The 17,072-nt window shown below is 46.9% G+C and carries 17 protein-coding genes; 10 read left to right on the top strand and 7 right to left on the bottom strand.

The genetic code is table 11. The features are described from left to right. Nucleotides 1-18: 18 nt before the first annotated feature. Nucleotides 19-156 carry a 50S ribosomal protein L34 gene (rpmH, locus tag B2Q61_RS11580; RefSeq protein WP_083923053.1) on the bottom strand — a complete coding sequence of 46 codons (138 nt, stop codon included), beginning with the start codon at nt 154-156 and terminating at the stop codon, nt 19-21. A 439-nt stretch (nt 157-595) separates the two neighbouring features. Here rpmH and dnaA point away from each other — a divergent pair, with 439 nt between their 5' ends. From dnaA to glyS, 6 genes are all read left to right on the top strand, one after another. After that, nucleotides 596-1,975 carry a chromosomal replication initiator protein DnaA gene (dnaA, locus tag B2Q61_RS11575; RefSeq protein WP_290620833.1) on the top strand — a complete coding sequence of 460 codons (1,380 nt, stop codon included), beginning with the start codon at nt 596-598 and terminating at the stop codon, nt 1,973-1,975. Between the two features lie 40 nt (nt 1,976-2,015). Next, complete coding sequence (gene dnaN / locus B2Q61_RS11570) at nt 2,016-3,119, top strand: DNA polymerase III subunit beta (RefSeq protein WP_290620835.1); 1,104 nt, start codon at nt 2,016-2,018, stop codon at nt 3,117-3,119. Nucleotides 3,120-3,122: 3 nt separating this feature from the next. Continuing rightward, nucleotides 3,123-4,241 carry a DNA replication/repair protein RecF gene (recF, locus tag B2Q61_RS11565; protein WP_290620837.1) on the top strand — a complete coding sequence of 373 codons (1,119 nt, stop codon included), beginning with the start codon at nt 3,123-3,125 and terminating at the stop codon, nt 4,239-4,241. Continuing rightward, on the top strand, nt 4,225-6,642 hold the full coding sequence (gyrB, locus tag B2Q61_RS11560) for a DNA topoisomerase (ATP-hydrolyzing) subunit B (protein WP_290620839.1): 2,418 nt from the start codon (nt 4,225-4,227) through the stop codon (nt 6,640-6,642). The genes recF and gyrB overlap by 17 nt, the downstream gene beginning before the upstream one ends. A 64-nt stretch (nt 6,643-6,706) precedes the next feature. Continuing rightward, nucleotides 6,707-7,633, top strand: a complete 927-nt coding sequence (gene glyQ / locus B2Q61_RS11555; RefSeq protein WP_290620841.1) for a glycine--tRNA ligase subunit alpha — start codon at nt 6,707-6,709, stop codon at nt 7,631-7,633. Continuing rightward, complete coding sequence (gene glyS / locus B2Q61_RS11550) at nt 7,630-9,687, top strand: glycine--tRNA ligase subunit beta (protein ID WP_290620843.1); 2,058 nt, start codon at nt 7,630-7,632, stop codon at nt 9,685-9,687. Before glyQ ends, glyS begins: the two co-directional genes overlap by 4 nt. 114 nt (nt 9,688-9,801) lie before the next feature. Here glyS and B2Q61_RS11545 read toward each other — a convergent pair whose 3' ends face one another. Next, a complete protein-coding gene (locus tag B2Q61_RS11545; protein ID WP_290620845.1) occupies nt 9,802-11,025 on the bottom strand; it encodes a TonB family protein in 1,224 nt (407 codons plus the stop codon). Next, complete coding sequence (locus B2Q61_RS11540) at nt 11,022-11,408, bottom strand: BlaI/MecI/CopY family transcriptional regulator (RefSeq protein ID WP_290620847.1); 387 nt, start codon at nt 11,406-11,408, stop codon at nt 11,022-11,024. Before B2Q61_RS11540 ends, B2Q61_RS11545 begins: the two co-directional genes overlap by 4 nt. A gap of 220 nt (nt 11,409-11,628) precedes the next feature. Between B2Q61_RS11540 and B2Q61_RS11535 the strand changes: the two genes are divergently transcribed. Both B2Q61_RS11535 and B2Q61_RS11530 read left to right on the top strand, forming a co-directional pair. After that, complete coding sequence (locus B2Q61_RS11535) at nt 11,629-12,159, top strand: RNA polymerase sigma factor (RefSeq protein ID WP_290620849.1); 531 nt, start codon at nt 11,629-11,631, stop codon at nt 12,157-12,159. 40 nt (nt 12,160-12,199) lie between these two features. Next, a complete protein-coding gene (locus B2Q61_RS11530) occupies nt 12,200-12,562 on the top strand; it encodes a DUF6768 family protein (RefSeq protein ID WP_290620851.1) in 363 nt (120 codons plus the stop codon). On the opposite strand, the gene B2Q61_RS11525 is transcribed toward B2Q61_RS11530, so the two are convergent. The 3 genes from B2Q61_RS11525 to B2Q61_RS11515 form a co-directional block, all read right to left on the bottom strand. Further along, nucleotides 12,559-13,611: a GGDEF domain-containing protein gene (locus B2Q61_RS11525; protein ID WP_290620853.1), complete on the bottom strand. Its 1,053-nt coding sequence runs from the start codon at nt 13,609-13,611 to the stop codon at nt 12,559-12,561. The genes B2Q61_RS11530 and B2Q61_RS11525 overlap by 4 nt on opposite strands. A gap of 74 nt (nt 13,612-13,685) precedes the next feature. Further along, nucleotides 13,686-15,257, bottom strand: a complete 1,572-nt coding sequence (locus tag B2Q61_RS11520) for an amidohydrolase family protein (RefSeq protein WP_290620854.1) — start codon at nt 15,255-15,257, stop codon at nt 13,686-13,688. A 90-nt stretch (nt 15,258-15,347) separates the two neighbouring features. After that, entirely contained in the window at nt 15,348-15,842 is a 495-nt protein-coding gene (locus B2Q61_RS11515) for a GAF domain-containing protein (RefSeq protein WP_290620856.1), read from the bottom strand. Between the two features lie 257 nt (nt 15,843-16,099). On the opposite strand from B2Q61_RS11515, the gene B2Q61_RS11510 reads away from it, so the two are divergent. Together B2Q61_RS11510 and B2Q61_RS11505 are read left to right on the top strand one after the other, a co-directional pair. Next, nucleotides 16,100-16,345 carry a hypothetical protein gene (locus B2Q61_RS11510; RefSeq protein ID WP_290620859.1) on the top strand — a complete coding sequence of 82 codons (246 nt, stop codon included), beginning with the start codon at nt 16,100-16,102 and terminating at the stop codon, nt 16,343-16,345. Nucleotides 16,346-16,540: 195 nt separating this feature from the next. Beyond that, nucleotides 16,541-16,837 (top strand): excalibur calcium-binding domain-containing protein, encoded by a 297-nt coding sequence (locus B2Q61_RS11505; protein WP_290620861.1) that lies wholly within the window; start codon nt 16,541-16,543, stop codon nt 16,835-16,837. Here B2Q61_RS11505 and B2Q61_RS11500 read toward each other — a convergent pair. Further along, nucleotides 16,834-17,072: hypothetical protein (locus tag B2Q61_RS11500; RefSeq protein WP_290622123.1), on the bottom strand; the 239-nt coding region annotated here is incomplete at its 5' end. The two genes, B2Q61_RS11505 and B2Q61_RS11500, sit on opposite strands and share 4 nt — an antisense overlap.

Raw genomic sequence — 17,072 nt, 5'->3', positions numbered from 1 at the left:
GCAGCGCTTAACAGCCGATTACGCTGATAAACGCTGACGGCCCTTAGCACGACGACGCGCTAAAACCTGACGGCCATTTTTAGTGGCCATACGAGCACGGAAACCGTGGTTGCGCTTGCGTTTTAATACGCTTGGTTGAAACGTTCTTTTACTCATAATTTCATCCGTCCGGTCGAAATATTTACTAAGATTACCTGTGTTTTAGCAAATACACCAAAACGCAGCTGACAAAAATGAGCGCGAATTTTAAGTACTTCAGGGCCTAAAGTCAATGCGATCCTCGCTTTTATTCTGATCTGATCGTTGTTTATATCGCCAACTTAATAAGTTTTCCACAGCTACACTGATCTTGCTGAATAAAATGTGAGTTACTTATTTTTTAAGCCATAAACAGCAGCCGATTCTGATCGGTATTATTAAATAGAATAAGGCTTTTAAATTCAATAAAAACAGTTAGTTGTGTTATTTGTTGCCTTGGTTGAGTTTTTTTTGAAAAGTCAACGTTGAAGTTGTGGATAAGATCATAGGATAATGGCCGACTTGCGTAGGGACACCAGCCTAACTTATTTTTTTAATCAGGGCTTCAGGAGAGACGGTGTATCAATCTGTTTGGCAAAATTGTTTACAGGCTTTGCAATCCGAACTGCCAGCCCAACATTTCAGTATGTGGATCCGGCCATTACAAGCCGACAGCTCTTCTGATTCTCTGATCTTGTATGCGCCAAACCGCTTTGTATTGGATTGGGTACGTGAGAAATATTTAAACCGGATCCTTGAATTGATCCAGGACTATTGTGGTGATGATGCACCGCGACTTAAGTTTGATGTTGGTAACAGTCAACAACAAACAAAACGTCCACCGGGCAATAGTCATTTACCGCAACCGGAACCCGGCACCACCAATGTTGCACCAGCCCCACGTGAAGCCGCTGAGCCTGCACCCAAAAGCATAGTGCGTAGCAATGTCAGAGCAAATTATACTTTTACTAACTTCGTTGAAGGTAAATCTAACCAACTAGCACGCGCCGCTGCCAGTCAGGTTGCGGATAACCCCGGAACGGCTTATAACCCGTTATTTATTTATGGCGGTACCGGCCTGGGTAAAACGCACTTATTACACGCGGTTGGTAACGGTATCCTGGCAAAAAAACCTGATGCCAAAGTAATTTATATGCACTCAGAGCGCTTTGTGCAGGACATGGTTAAAGCTTTACAAAACAATGCTATAGAAGAGTTTAAGCGCTATTATCGGTCGGTGGACGCCCTGTTAATCGATGATATTCAGTTTTTTGCTAACAAAGAACGCTCACAGGAAGAGTTTTTTCATACTTTTAATGCACTGCTTGAAGGCAACCAGCAAATTATTTTAACCAGCGACCGTTACCCTAAAGAGATTGACGGTGTCGAAGACCGCTTAAAATCCCGGTTTGGCTGGGGCCTGACGATTGCTATTGAACCGCCAGAGTTGGAAACCCGGGTGGCAATTCTGATGCGCAAGGCCCAGGAAAACCAAATTCGTTTGCCAGAAGAAGTCGCCTTTTTCGTCGCTAAGCGCCTTCGCTCAAATGTACGGGAACTTGAAGGGGCATTAAACCGGGTTATTGCTAACGCTAATTTCACCGGCAGACCCATCACCATAGATTTTGTGCGGGAAGCGCTGCGTGATTTACTCGCGTTGCAGGATAAACTGGTTACCATTGAAAACATCCAGAAAACGGTAGCAGAGTATTATAAAATCCGGGTCGCCGATTTATTATCTAAACGGCGTTCGCGCTCGGTAGCGCGGCCGCGACAAATGGCGATGGCGTTATCAAAAGAATTAACCAACCACAGCTTGCCGGAAATTGGCGATGCGTTTGGTGGCCGCGATCATACAACGGTATTACATGCCTGTCGCAAAATTGAATCTTTAAAAGAAGAAACTCACGAAATTAAAGAGGATTTTCAAAACCTCATTCGCACGTTGTCTTCATAGCCGGTTATAACACCAGGGTCATCCTAATTAGGGTTAAGCTATGCAATTTGTTATTAACAGAGACGCCTTACTCAAACCACTGCAAATGGTATCGGGTGCTATCGAGCGGCGTCACACCTTACCTATTTTATCCAATGTGTTGCTGGAAGTAACTGAGCAACAACTGGCACTTACCGGCACCGATTTAGAGGTTGAATTAGTCGCCACTACCGATGCCGTGCAGGTGCAACAAGTTGGCCGGGTCACGGTGCCTGCTAAGAAGCTGCTGGATATTTGTCGTAGTTTGCCCGAGAACAGTGATATTAAGGTGGTAATGCAGGCTGAGAGCTGCATCTTAACCTGTGGAAAGACAAAGTTTACGTTATCTACCCTTAGCGCTTCTGAATACCCTAACCTTGAGAGCTGGCAGGGAGAGGTGGATATTAGTATCAGCCGCCAGCAATTACGGAAATTACTGGACGATACGGCTTTTTCAATGGCTAACCAGGATGTGCGGTATTATTTAAATGGTTTGTTGTTTGAGGTCGATAATGGCAGCCTGACCGCGGTTGGAACTGATGGGCACCGGTTGGCATTAAGTAAGCTGGCGTTGCCGGGGGTAAATTTACAGCAAAAACAGATTATCATTCCACGCAAAGGCGTACTTGAAATTATGCGTTTATTGGCGAACGATGATCAGATAATCCAGTTAAGTCTTGGACAGAATCATATAAGGTTATCCGATCAGGGGTTTACCTTCAGTAGTAAATTGATTGATGGTCGTTTCCCGGACTATCGCCGTGTATTACCACGCAACAGCACGAAATTAGTTACTGCCCATCGGCCGGTGATTAAAGATGCCTGTACCCGTGCCTCTATTTTGTCAAATGAGAAGTATCGTGGCGTGCGCTTTACGCTAAGTAATGATGAGCTGCAAATCATGGCAAATAACCCTGAGCATGAGCAGGCAGAAGAAGTTATCGAGGTAGAGTACCAAGGCGACCCGTTGGAAATTGGGTTTAACGTTGGCTATATGCTGGATGTATTAAATACCCTGAATACCGATTTGGTCATCTTGCATTTGAACGATGCTAACTCCAGCACCCTTATTGAGGGCGTTGGCAATGAAGGCGCCAGCTACGTTGTTATGCCAATGCGATTATAAGTAATGGCGTTGCTGTCGTTACAACTTAGCCAGTTTCGCAATATCGCGACACTGGCTTTTACCGCCCACCCGGAATTTAATCTTATTTATGGTGAAAATGGCAGCGGCAAAACCAGTTTGCTGGAAGCTATTTATTATCTGGCTCATGGCCGTTCATTTCGTAGCCGCGCCCATCAGCGGTTAATTAAAGATGATGCAGAGCATTTTACCTTACATGCTAAAGTCAGCAATAATCAGCAGGGATACAGCTTGGGGTTGCAGCGTAACCGATCTGCTGAATTGCTGCTGCGTCTTAATGGTGCTAACGTGCAGCGTCTGGCCGAATTTGCCAGTTTGTTGCCGGTTCAATTGCTAACCCCTGATAGTTTCAAATTGTTTTTTGGCGGACCGAAAGAGCGGCGGCAATTTTTCGATATGGGTGTGTTCCACGTGGAACCTGGTTTTTTCCCGGTATGGCTGCAGTTCAGTAGAGTACTAAAGCAACGGAATGCGTTATTAAAACAGCGTCGGCGCTACGATGACGAATTTGCATATTGGGATCAGCAGTTTGCTAGCCTTGCCTGGCAGCTAAACAGTCAGCGCCAACAGTATATAGATCAGTTGAGCGAGGCCTATAGTCAGTTAATTGCAGCTAATCCGCTGCTAGCTAATGTTAGTATGCAGCTACAATGCGGCTGGCCAGAACGGATTGATAGTGAGCAGGCTTTACTGAATTTGCTGCAGCATAATTTTGAACAAGATAGCAGGCAAGGGTTCAGCCAGTATGGGCCACAAAAAGCGGATTTAAAGTTAAAAAAAGCCCAGTTGCCAGTGGAAGAAGTATTATCCCGTGGCCAACTAAAAGTGTTATTATTTGCACTTAAAATCGCCCAGAACAATGTAATCAGTAATAGTGGCCATAAGCAGCCATTGTTACTTATTGATGATTTGGCGTCTGAACTGGATGCCAGTTCTACCCAACTTGTTTTTGAGTATTTAACCCAGATTAATTCACAGGTATTTATTACTGCAATTAATGCTGATCAGGTTTCACCTTATATTGCTACCGAGCGTAGCAAGATGTTTCACGTGGAACACGGTCAGATAACAGCACGGACAGACGAAGATGGCCGAACAACATAATTACGATTCCTCAAGTATTAAAGTATTAAAAGGGCTGGATGCCGTTCGTAAAAGACCAGGCATGTATATCGGTGACACCGACGACGGAACTGGTTTGCATCATATGGTATTCGAGGTAGTCGACAACTCAATCGATGAAACGCTTGCCGGCTACTGCACTGATATCTGGGTAACGATTCATAGCGATGGTTCTGTGTCAGTTCGCGATAATGGTCGTGGTGTGCCAACCGAAATGCACGAAGAGGGTGTGTCGGCTGCCGAAGTTATTATGACGGTGTTGCATGCTGGCGGTAAATTTGATGAAAACTCTTATAAAGTGTCAGGCGGATTACACGGTGTGGGTATTTCCGTGGTTAATGCGTTGTCCGACAAATTAGAGCTGACTATCCGTCGTAAAGGCCAGGTCCATAACCAGATTTATCATTTAGGTGTGCCGCAGGCACCGCTGGCAGTAATTGGCGAAACCGAAGATACCGGCACCGCAATCCGATTCTGGCCAAGCCCAACAGTATTCAGTGATATCGACTATCACTACGATATTCTGGCAAAACGGTTGCGTGAACTGTCATTCCTGAACTCTGGGGTCAGCATTATTCTGACTGATGAGCGGAATGATAAAAAAGACCACTTTAAATATGAAGGTGGTATTGAAGCATTTGTGCAGTACTTAAACCGTAGCAAAACCAGTGTCCACCCTAAAGCGTTTTATTTTTCTGATCAACGTGAAGATGGCATTTCTGTAGAAGTAGCCATGCAGTGGAACGACAGTTATCAGGAAAACGTATTTTGTTTTACTAATAATATTCCCCAGCGGGATGGCGGCGCTCACTTAGCTGGTTTTCGTGGTGCACTGACGCGTGTACTGAATAACTATATTGAGCATGAAGGTTATGCCAAGAAAATGAAGGTACAAGCCTCGGGTGATGACGCTCGCGAAGGCTTAACTGCAGTAGTCAGCGTTAAAGTGCCAGATCCAAAATTCAGCTCGCAAACTAAAGATAAGCTGGTATCAAGTGAAGTACGCTCTGCCGTTGAAGGTGTAATGGGCGAGAAGCTAAACGAATACCTGTTAGAAAACCCGGGCGATGCCAAGATTATTGTTGGCAAAATTGTCGATGCAGCCCGCGCCCGTGATGCAGCGCGTAAAGCGCGGGAAATGACCCGCCGCAAAGGTGCCTTAGATATCGCAGGCTTACCCGGTAAACTGGCAGATTGTCAGGAAAAAGACCCGGCTTTTTCTGAACTTTACATCGTAGAGGGTGACTCTGCGGGCGGCTCTGCCAAGCAGGGGCGTAATCGCAAAAATCAGGCGATATTGCCACTGAAGGGTAAAATTCTGAACGTAGAAAAAGCCCGCTTTGACAAAATGCTGTCGTCGCAAGAAGTCGGCACGCTGATCACTGCCCTTGGTTGTGGCATTGGCCGGGAAGAATATAATCCGGATAAAACCCGTTACCACAGTATCGTACTAATGACCGATGCCGACGTCGACGGCTCGCACATCCGCACCTTATTACTGACTTTTTTCTACCGCCAAATGCCTGAGTTAATTGAGCGTGGTTATATTTATATTGCCCAGCCACCATTGTTTAAAGTGAAAAAAGGCAAGCAAGAGCAATACATTAAAGATGAACCCTCGTTAGTTGAGCACTTAACTACTCTGGCGCTGGATGAAGCAACCTTACATGTAAACGCTGACGCACCAGGTATCGGTGGCGAGCACCTGGAAAAACTGGTGCGCTTGTATCACAAAGTTACCGCCATTATTAACCGCTTAAGCCGGAAAATACCTTACAACCTGTTAAATGAGCTTATTTATGTAACAGGACTGAGCCCGGATAATGTTAAAGATAAGACCGTGGTTGAAGCCTGGGTAAAAACTCTGGCCAAACGTCTGGACGAGAAAGAAGGTGACGGCTCCAGCTATAAGTATGACGTGATTGAAGATCGGGAACGCCATTTGTTCCAGCCTAAAATCATTATTCGGCAGCACGGTATCGATAACGAATATGCACTGCACTACGATTTTATTACCTCGCGTGACTATCAGAATATTGTTGCTCTGGGTGATGAAATTCGTGAGTTGATAGAAGAAGGTGGTTATATTCGTCGCGGTGAGAAAGTTAAACCGGTTGAAACCTTTGTTGAAGCGTTAGATTGGTTAATGGCGGAATCAAAGCGCGGCCTGTACATTCAGCGTTATAAAGGATTGGGCGAGATGAACCCGGATCAACTGTGGGAAACCACCATGGACCCGCAAAACCGGCGGATGCTGCAGGTTACTATCGAGGATGCGGTAGGTGCCGACCAGCTGTTTGCTACCTTAATGGGTGACCATGTTGAACCGCGACGTGCCTTTATTGAAGAGAACGCGCTGTACGTTGCCAACTTAGACGTATAGTTTTTTTACCAGATAACAAGACAGGGGCTACGGCCCCTCAGTCATTTTAGCGAGTTAGCAGCGCATGCATAAATACGATATTAAAACCTTTCAGGGCCTGATTTTAGCCCTGCAGGATTACTGGGCGCGCCAGGGCTGCGTTCTGGTGCAGCCACTGGATTTAGAAGTGGGGGCCGGTACTTTTCACCCAATGACCTTTTTACGCTCATTAGGGCCAGAACCAACTAATGTGGCCTATGTGCAGCCGTGTCGTCGGCCTACCGATGGCCGTTATGGTGAGAATCCGAACCGCTTGCAGCATTATTATCAGTTTCAGGTGATTTTAAAGCCGTCGCCAGACAATATTCAGGAACTGTACTTAGGTTCGTTGCGTGAACTGGGCATCGACACTCTGGTGCACGATATCCGCTTTGTAGAAGACAATTGGGAATCTCCAACGTTGGGTGCCTGGGGTTTGGGCTGGGAAGTATGGTTAAACGGCATGGAAGTCACTCAGTTCACTTATTTCCAGCAGGTAGGTGGTTTGGAGTGCCGACCGGTAACTGGTGAAATTACCTATGGTTTAGAACGTCTGGCGATGTATATCCAGGGCGTTGATTCTATTTATGACCTGGTGTGGACCGACGGGCCGTTAGGCCGGGTAACCTATGGTGATGTGTTCCATCAGAACGAAGTAGAACAATCTACCTATAACTTTGAACATGCCGACGTGCCAGCATTATTCGCCCAGTTTGACCAGTGTGAAAAAGAAAGTCATTACCTGATTGAACAAGGCTTAGCGTTACCAGCCTATGAGAAAGTAATGAAAGCTTCACACGCGTTTAATATGCTCGACGCGCGGCATGCCATCTCAGTAACTGAACGTCAGCGTTATATTCTGCGAGTTCGTACTTTGGCTAAAGCCTGTGCCGAAGCCTATTTTGCCAGCCGTGAAAAACTAGGCTTTCCGCTATGTAAAAAAGACCAGCCATCACAGCAGGAGGCAAAATGAGCGCACAGGATTTTCTGGTAGAAATTGGTACCGAAGAGCTGCCACCAAAGGCCTTAAAAATACTTGCTACCGCCTTTGCCGATAATATTGGCGCAGAGCTGGCCAAACAAGAGCTAAACCACGGCGACATCGTCTGGTATGCCGCACCGCGGCGCTTAGCCGTGCGGGTTAATGGCCTGGCAGCAAGTCAGAGCGACAAAGTTGTTGAGAAGCGCGGCCCGTCCATTGCTGCCGCTTTTGACGCTGATGGCAAGCCAACCAAAGCCGCCGCTGGCTGGGCGGCAGGTTGTGGCATTAGTGTTGAGCAAGCGGAGCGCCTGGAAACCGATAAAGGTGCCTGGCTGCTGCATAAACAATTGCAAAAGGGCCAGCAAACGGTTGCGCTATTAGCCGATGTTATCAAAGTGGCGCTGGCCAAGCTACCGATTGCCCGGCCAATGCGCTGGGGTAATTCAGATGCAGAGTTTATCCGGCCGGTGCATACTATTGTGATGCTCTATGGCAGCGAGGTAGTGCCAGCCACTATTTTAGGCCGCAGCAGCAGTAATAAAAGCTATGGTCATCGCTTCCATGCGCCGGCACTGGTTGAAATTGCCAATGCCGATGCCTATTTGCCAATTTTACAACAAGCTTATGTGGTAGCCGATTATCATCAGCGCAAAGCCACTATCGCCCAACAGGTCAAAGCAACAGCAGATAGCTTAAATGCCACGGCCCAAATGGATGATGCTTTGCTCGAAGAAGTAGCCTCGTTGGTGGAATGGCCGGTGATATTAGTTGGCAGTTTTGAACAAAGCTTTTTGCAGGTGCCAGCTGAGCCGTTAATTTCGACAATGAAAGATAACCAGAAATACTTTCCGTTGCTGGATAAGCAAGGCAAGTTAATTAATAAGTTTATCTTCGTCACTAATATCGAAAGCAAAGATCCGCAGCAAATTATCAGTGGCAACGAAAAAGTAGTACGACCGCGGTTGGCCGATGCTGAGTTTTTCTTTAAAACCGACCGTAAAACCAAGCTTATTGAGCGGCTGGACAGTCTGAAGACCGTATTGTTTCAGCAGCAGCTGGGCACACTGGCGGAAAAGTCAGAGCGAATAAGTTCTGTTGCTGGTTCTATTGCTGTAAAGATTGGCGCCGACCAGGCTGCCGCCAAGCGGGCAGGTTTATTATCTAAGACTGACTTAATGAGTAACATGGTCGGTGAATTTCCGGAAGTGCAGGGCATTATGGGTATGCACTATGCCAGGCTGGATGGTGAAGACGAAGCTGTTGCTCTGGCTTTGAACGAGCAATATATGCCACGCTTTGCCGGTGATCAGTTACCAAGCCGCTTAGAAGGTGCTGCGGTCGCGATTGCCGATAAGCTGGATACCTTAGTGGGCATTTTCGGCATTGGCCAGATACCAAAAGGCGATAAAGACCCCTTTGCGCTGCGCCGGGCAGCCATTGGTGCGCTGCGGATTATGGTTGAGAAACAACTGCCTCTGGATCTGGTTGAGATTATTGCCTTTAGCCAGCAAACCTTTGGCAATAAGTTAACGAATATCAAGGTTGCTGATGAGGTACTGGACTTTATGCTGGGGCGCTTTCGTGCCTGGTATCAGGACGAAGGTTACTCCGTTGATGTTATTCAGGCGGTATTGGCGCGCCGACCCACCAGCCCGAGTGACTTTGACAAGCGGGTAAGTGCGGTTGCTGAATTCAGTAAACTGGATGCCGCAGCAGCTTTAGCGGCCGCCAATAAGCGGGTAGCCAATATCCTGGCAAAAGTATCGGATGACATACCAGAGCAAGTGAGTACTAACTTACTGCAAGAGCCAGCGGAGATAGCGCTTCATCAGGCAATTAATGCTGAACAAGCTTATCAGGGCGAGGGCCATAACTATAGTGACAGCCTGGCCCATCTAGCCGGTATGCGTGGTGTGATCGACAGCTTTTTTGACCAGGTAATGGTGAATGCCGATGATAACGCCGTGCGCTTTAACCGCCTGGCGTTGTTAAAACAACTGCGGGAATTGTTTCTACAGGTAGCCGATATTTCTGTATTGCAGTAACACTGTTTTCAGTGTCTGACATAAATAAAGCCAGCTTAACCGCTGGCTTTTTGATAGGAAAAATAGAAAACGAACAACCTGCTAACCGTGATAATCTCTTTCGAAGGGTAAGGACTACTTTGAGTGTTTCGGTTTAACTTGAAGTTGCTCCATATCAGCTTCAGAATCATAATTCAGCGCAAAGTTTAGCTGTACATGTATGCCCTTATTGGCTGTGGAGTCAGCCACAGGCGCATAACGCCAACGTTGCAGTGCTTTGATTGCCTCTTGCTCAAACACTCCTTCAGGCTGTGCATGAACGACAACTATGTTACTGGTAGAGCCGTCGGCTTCAACATTAAACTTTAATTGCACTAAACCCTCGATACGGTTTTCAGCGGCTTTAACTGGATACCTGGGCTCAATACGTACCACAGGTTTCGGGGCTGTTTTAACAACTTTATCAATGTTGTCGGCCTGCACTGGCTGCTGCCAAAACATAGCAGCAATACCCAAGCTTGCAAGTAAGAACAGCAAGGGCGCTTTACTGGCACCATGCTGTTGATTGAGTTGTAACAAACGTTCTTTCATAGTTTTTTTTGCTCCGTAGTGATGACAAAGAGGTTGGAAACTCGCTGGTGGTAAAGGAACAGACTGCATTGCGGCCAACAGCGCATTGGCATAGCAAAAATGCATTGACACGGGTTGTTTTTCTAATACATCTGCATCGCAGGCGAGTTCCTGGTCGGCACGGTAGCGGCGGTAAGCCAGCCAGACCAATGGATGAAACCAGAACAGGCTGAGTAGACCGAAGGACAGCAAGTTGGCGTGTAAATCGCCCCGCTGCCAATGCCGTAACTCATGCTGCAGGATTAAACGTCGTTGCTGCCGGCTAAATCGCTGCCGAAAGTCTGCGGGCAAAATTAATATCGGCTTGAGCAGCCCGGTAATGGCAGGGCCATGTTGCTTATCACTGAAGCAATAGTTAAGTTTGCCGTGAGTCAGCTTGCGACAACTACTGAGTTGCCGCTTTAGCTGCACTGAACATAGTAAGTACCAGCTAGCCATCATTACTACGCCTGTCAGCCAGAGCCAGGTTAAACCAGACAGAGCAGAACTACTATCCAGTTGTTGTACCTTGCCAGCAGTGACCAGCATGGTATCAACAACAGCAAAGTTAAGGCCGCTGCTAATATTAACTTCAGGGAGTAAAGGCAGGAATAGGGTGCCAGGCATTGCCAGCCATAGCAGGTAACAACTCCGGGCGCCAAAATATCTTAATAAAAATGGATGACACAGCAATAGTAAACTACAGACCACTGTCAGCGACAGGCAGCTTTGCCAAAGCCATAACATCATGATTTATCCTCCTGCTGCTGCTCAAGCTCCGCTACCAGCTGTTTTAACTCAGCTAAATCTGCTGCACTAAGCTCATTTTTGCGGGCAAAGCTTGCGACTAACGGAGCAACCCGGCCTGAAAATAACCGCTGCACAAAATTGCCGCTGGCTTGTTGCTGATAAAGTTGTTGATCGATGGACGTGCTATATAAATAAGACCTGCCTTGCTTCTGGAACGAAAGTGCACCTTTGGCTACCAATCGGTTTAACAAGGTCTTAACCGTTTTTTCATGCCAATCTTTATGTTGCTGCAAGCGTTGTATAACATCTGAGGCAGTGCAAGGATCTTTTCCCCAGATCACCTGCATTACTTCCAGTTCTGTATTACTAATATCAATTGTCATAAAATCACCTTCGATTACAATCGTAATTTAAATAAGATTACACCTGTAATTTAATTTGGCAAGTTTTAACCTAAATTTTTTACGCGCTAGTAAGCTGAAATTTAAACACAGACCCTGAAGGAAGTTAGCTAAGCGGAATTAAAAAATAAAAAACGTGTTAGCGTGAACCAGGTATTACTTAGCGTCGTCTTTTAACGGTAAACCAACATTAAGGGTGAAAATGCAGCAGGCGCAACTTGATTTACTGGTGCTGGCAATGCAAGACGGCGATAAACGCGCTTTTGGCTTGTTGTACCAGCATTATCACCGTGACTTGCGCCGCTTCGCCGCCTATTTACTGGCAAACCCGACGGTAGCTGAAGATCTGGTGCAGAACGTCTGGTTAAAAGTCAGCCGGCGGATAGCCCGCCTGAATGACCCAGCGGTATTTACCAGTTGGTTATACCGGGCGGTGCGCTGGGAAGTGCTGGATTATCAGAAGCAAGCAGTAAATTGTAAACAGCAGACAATCGATAGTGAGGCTTTAGCAGCCCAGGTAAGCCCAGCTAACAGCCTGCATCATACTGACGACATCGGTGATTTAAGCAAAGCGCTAGCATTACTGGCAGCCGAGGAACGGCTGGTATTGCAGCTGCATTATCTGCATGAGTTAGAGCTTAGCCAGATAGCGTTAATCGTCGACATACCGCTAGGTACCGTTAAGTCACGCTTACATCGGGCACGGCAACAGTTGTATCAGCAGCTGCAATAACACTTTGAATTTTGTTTTAAAAACCAACAAGGAACAGGCAATGACAACCGATCACGACATCAAGCAACAACTGGCCAGACAGGCCGCAGAACTGGATAAGTTAATGCGCGAAGAGCAGGGGCTGGAGAAGGTATTAGCTTCTGGTTTTAAGGGGGGACTTGGCGGTATTATGATAATTGCCTACATACTGGCAACGGTGCTGGCAGTAGCAATTTTTTATTGTGGCTATCATTTCTTTACTGTGGCACCGGAGCAACAGTTATTCTGGGGCGTGTCATTGTTGTTAGTATTTCAGGCCCAGGTCGCGACTAAACTGTGGATCTGGATGGAAACCAACCGCAGCTCGACGTTGCGTGAGCTGAAAAGGCTGGAGCTGGCCGTAGCAAAAATCACGGCAGGCTAGCAAACCAGATTACGGCCACTGTGTTTGGCCAGATATAGCTGCTTATCGGCATGCTCAATGGCAGCCGCAAGACTGGCACTATCGGTACACCCCGCGACCCCGAAGCTAGCGCTGACCGGTAATGCCAGCTCGCCAAGTTGCAACGGATTGTCCAGTAATGCCTGGCGAATTTTTTCTGCCACCCGCATGGCGTCATCAGTGTTGGTTTTGGGCAGGAAAAATAAAAATTCCTCGCCACCTATCCGACAGGCAATATCCTGTTGGCGTAAATTAGCACGAAATAAATCGGCAAGATGACGCAGCACCGCATCGCCGGCGGCATGACCATGCTGATCATTTAATTGTTTGAAATGGTCAATATCAAAAATAATTACCGCCATTGGCAGAAACGCATCAGCTTGCTGCTGTAAACTAATGTTCAGCGACGAATCAATAAATCGGCGGTTTAGCAGTAAGGTAAGTGGATCGGTATTGGCCTGTACTTCTTTACTTTGCTGCAGTAAGTCCATGGCTTCATGGCTGCGTTCGCGGTAATGGTCATTAATCCAGCAGACGATAATTACGATAAGTAACGACGCGATAAAGCGGCTTGCTTCGGCTTCTTTATAATCGGCGATAACCATCTGCGGAACAAACAGCATAACCCCTAATATAATAAGCAGTAAGGCGTTGCTGAACAGGGCTTTTTTTACCCCAAGTAAACCAAATAAAATAGCAGGGAAAGGGAACACCCAGTACAGCGCCGTATTATTAAAGCCACCCTGGTAAACCAGGCTTAGGACAAAAAATCCAACCAGAACGGCTTCAATGTTACAGGCCAGGTTTAAATTGCCTGACCAGCGGAAATAACTGATATTAATAAGAAAGGTTGCGCCGGTGCCAAACAGAATAACGGGTAGCAGCAATTGTTCATTGCCCAGGTTTTTAAACCCATAAATAAACATCACCAACGAAGTAATATAACTGACAAAAGATAAAATATAACGCCGGCGCCTGGCGTCAATTTTTTCAGCCTGCCGGGCACTGGCCTTGTTCAGAGCTACTTGCAACAGCATCACTCCTGTTTTCTGTTTATCCTAGCATACAAACGCCATGCAGCAGCAATACTATGTTACAGGGTGCGCTACTGTTGTTTTGCCTGCTCAACTAAGGCTCTGACATCAGCCAGTAGCTGCTGGGCATCGTACACTATGCCGTCTTTAATGGTGTAGCGCACGCCCTGGGTACGGATGGCCTGATTGTCGGCATTCAGCCGGTAGTGGCCGGTGCCATACAGTACCTTAAAATTCGCCAGGGGGTTTTCAGCAACGATAACCAGATCAGCCTTTTTACCCGGTACCACGCTACCAATATCCTGCTCCAGCCCCAGGGCAATGGCGCCATTAAGGGTGGCAGCCTGAATGACTTCCAGCGCATTAAAGCCGGCTTCGCGCAGCAGCTCCAGCTCCTGAACGAAGGCAAAGCCATAAATTTTATAGATATAACCGGCATCCGAGCCCACGGTGATCCGGCCACCCTGGTTTTTATAGTCATTTAAAAACTGCATCCAGATCCGGTAATTGTCCCGCCAGGCAATTTCATTGTCTGTTGTCCAGTCAAACCAGTAAGAGCCATGGGCATAGCGGCTGGGGGTAAAAAATTTGGTCAGGGTTGGCAGGGTATAATCCTGGTGCCACTCAGCATTGCGCTGGGCAGCAGCGTCCCGGCTTGCTTCATAAATAGTAAGCGTAGGGTTAATAGTAAAATCGAGCGCTATCAGCTCATCACGTACCGCATTCCACTTGTCAGAGCCAGGTTTTGCGGCCTGACGCCACAACTCACCGGCAGCACTAAAACGGTCTTGTTCGTTCTGGTAATTATAATCAGCCGGATAATTCTGAATAGTCTGGCCGCTAAACAGCGCTTCCGGTAAGCCATACCAATGCTCCATAGAGCCTAAGCCCATCCGGGCGCTATCCAGCACATTGGTGCGGGCCACATTCAGTTGGGCATGGTGCATCATTGTGCCCAGCTGCTGTTTGTTTGCTTCATCCAGTGCAGCGGCAATTATGCCGGGGGTGGCACCAAAAAACTTAATACCGGCTGCACCAGCTTTTTTAATATCGCGCACCCATTTACGGGCTTGCTCAGGGTTAAATACCGCCTGGGCTAAGCCCTGGCCAAAACCAACGTAAGGCACTATTCGCGGTGCTACTATCCGGTTCTCAGCCGAGGCTTTAACGTGCTTTAAGGTCCAGGCCAGGCCATTAAAACTGCCGGGTTCCCGCACGGTGGTAATGCCATGCGCCAGCCAGAGTTTAAATACATACTCAGCCGGAATACCGTTGGCCGAGCCACCAATATGGCCATGCATATCAACAAAGCCAGGCAGAATATACATGCCGCTGACATCCATTTCAGTGTCGCTTGGGCCGGCTTTAGGCCTGCCACCGTCCAGCACCGGTACATCGGGATAGCCAACAACACTAACCTGAGTTATCCGATCGTTTTCAATCACAATATCCACCGGGCCAATCGCCGGTGCGCCTTCACCGCTAATCAGGTTGCCACCACGTAAAATTAATCGTTTATAGGGGCCGTCACCTTCCGCTTGCTTGCGCTCAGGGGCAGAGGGCGTACGTTCGGTGTCATTGGCAGATACAGGCAAACAAGTGGTGCTGATAACCAGCAGTAGGGTGCTAACAAGCAGACGCATGGCAAGTCCTTTCAGATTATAAGGGATAGCTGATAAAACTCAGTGTGCCAAGGCTTTAGCCGCCGCGCCAGTGCAACGCGGCAAAATGCCTTAACTAAAGCGTGAACGGTAAATATCAGCTACCGCTAAAACGAAGGCGACGTCCTCCTCTGTCCAGCGTTTTATTGTGACTGTTTGCTCGCAGCAAATAATGCCAGTAAGTTTATCCCCCTGATAAATGGGAACGTCGAGTAATGATTTAACATTAAGCGGTTTTAGAAATAATTCGGTTAAATCTTTAGTTGCCGGATCATGCATGGCATCGCTGGCCTTGATGACCCGCCTTTTATCCAGCGCAGCAAAGTAGCCCGGGAAACTCCAGCGATCAAGCAGCAGGGCCTCCTGACTGAAACCACCATTTTTATCCAGCAATAATTCACAGCGCAGTAAATCATCATCGGTATATTGCCACAAACCAACCTGCTGAATATTAAGACCGTCAAGGCAGCACCTTAGTACATGCTGACGAGCTTCGTCTTCACTGATATCAGGGTTATAAATAGTTTTGTGAAGTTGATCAATTTGGGCGGAATACTGCGACGACATAATAGTGCGGTGTCCAAATCAGATGTAAGGTAAACATAACCATAGCAAAAGGAGTCAGCGCCGCCACTGTATTTAGCAATTTGCTACAAATAACTTAGCTCTTAAAATCTATTCCACTAACAACGTTCATTTATCAGTTAGAAAGAAATGCTGGCATTATTCGATATCGCCTAATTTCGACATGCCAAAAGACGACTTTGTTGCTGCTTTAGATAAACTGGCGCAAAATGCAGGCATTAAAGTAAAAGGGAAATCTTATGCCACAGGTTGATGTCAGGACTCTCTCGGTCTGCATTCAGGCGCTGCAAACGGCAATAAAACATAATGACTTTTTGTCGCAATCGGCCACTGTCGATGCCGACGATTATGAAGAAAGCTCATATATGTTTGAGCTGGAACTAGCCAAGCTGGTGAAACTTTATCGGCAGGAAGAAGTCACTGATAATGTAAATATACCCCTTGCTGAGTTGCTAAAACCGCCGTTTGATAGCCCAAAAGAGTGATAATTATAATTAAAAAGTAAGGCTCGCTAAGCAATGTCAAAAGAAGTCGCGCGTTATTCTCTACAACAAATTCGGCAGAGCAAGAGTTTGCCTATTCCATCATAAAGTCATTGCCGTTCCCTGTTTTATAAACTAAGTTAGAACCTGCAAGTCGCCTGAGAGCGACAAAGGATTGAATCACAGGGAAGCCCGCCTTTGAAAAAACTGCTACTAATAGCGCTGATTGCCTTCGGTGCCTGGAATTACTATCAAAAACAAAGCACGCTTAAGCCAATTGCTGAGCCCGCAACACGGGTGCTACCTGACTACACTGTGCCCATCCAAAAAGCCCGTGAAGTTGCCGCTAAACAGAGTATCCGCTGTGATGGCCGCCAGCATTGTAGCCAGATGACTTCCCGCGCCGAAGCTGAGTTTTTCTTGCGAAACTGCCCGGATACCAAGATGGATGGTGATAGGGACGGTATACCTTGTGAAAATGATTCGAGGTTTTAAATAGCTAGCGTTTTATAAGTGGGTAAGTACCGAATAATTTTCGGCCTTTTTTCGACGACTTCACGAACAACCTTCAGAATAGATTCGTCCAAACTGGCATATACGTGTTGTGCTTCCTTACTTAGTTTAAACCTGTTCGGTTGATATGTGAGTTCAGTAACTTTAGCACTGCCATGAGTAAGGTGTATTTCCCAGGCCCCAAACTGGATAGTTGTCAACGGCAATCCAATTTTGA

It is taken from the genome of Arsukibacterium sp. UBA5043, from assembly GCA_002415085.1.
Lineage (GTDB): Bacteria > Pseudomonadota > Gammaproteobacteria > Enterobacterales > Alteromonadaceae > Alishewanella.
This window is presented reverse-complemented; position numbering and strand designations above follow the sequence as displayed.

What these genes read in the sequence shown, in the direction of transcription:
- rpmH (WP_083923053.1), bottom strand. Translation starts at nt 156, where the DNA reads ATGAGTAAAAGAACGTTTCAACCAAGCGTATTAAAACGCAAGCGCAAC.
- dnaN (WP_290620835.1), top strand. Translation starts at nt 2,016, where the DNA reads ATGCAATTTGTTATTAACAGAGACGCCTTACTCAAACCACTGCAAATG.
- recF (WP_290620837.1), top strand. Translation starts at nt 3,123, where the DNA reads ATGGCGTTGCTGTCGTTACAACTTAGCCAGTTTCGCAATATCGCGACA.
- gyrB (WP_290620839.1), top strand. Translation starts at nt 4,225, where the DNA reads ATGGCCGAACAACATAATTACGATTCCTCAAGTATTAAAGTATTAAAA.
- glyQ (WP_290620841.1), top strand. Translation starts at nt 6,707, where the DNA reads ATGCATAAATACGATATTAAAACCTTTCAGGGCCTGATTTTAGCCCTG.
- glyS (WP_290620843.1), top strand. Translation starts at nt 7,630, where the DNA reads ATGAGCGCACAGGATTTTCTGGTAGAAATTGGTACCGAAGAGCTGCCA.
- B2Q61_RS11545 (WP_290620845.1), bottom strand. Translation starts at nt 11,025, where the DNA reads ATGATGTTATGGCTTTGGCAAAGCTGCCTGTCGCTGACAGTGGTCTGT.
- B2Q61_RS11540 (WP_290620847.1), bottom strand. Translation starts at nt 11,408, where the DNA reads ATGACAATTGATATTAGTAATACAGAACTGGAAGTAATGCAGGTGATC.
- B2Q61_RS11535 (WP_290620849.1), top strand. Translation starts at nt 11,629, where the DNA reads ATGCAGCAGGCGCAACTTGATTTACTGGTGCTGGCAATGCAAGACGGC.
- B2Q61_RS11530 (WP_290620851.1), top strand. Translation starts at nt 12,200, where the DNA reads ATGACAACCGATCACGACATCAAGCAACAACTGGCCAGACAGGCCGCA.
- B2Q61_RS11520 (WP_290620854.1), bottom strand. Translation starts at nt 15,257, where the DNA reads ATGCGTCTGCTTGTTAGCACCCTACTGCTGGTTATCAGCACCACTTGT.
- B2Q61_RS11515 (WP_290620856.1), bottom strand. Translation starts at nt 15,842, where the DNA reads ATGTCGTCGCAGTATTCCGCCCAAATTGATCAACTTCACAAAACTATT.
- B2Q61_RS11510 (WP_290620859.1), top strand. Translation starts at nt 16,100, where the DNA reads ATGCCACAGGTTGATGTCAGGACTCTCTCGGTCTGCATTCAGGCGCTG.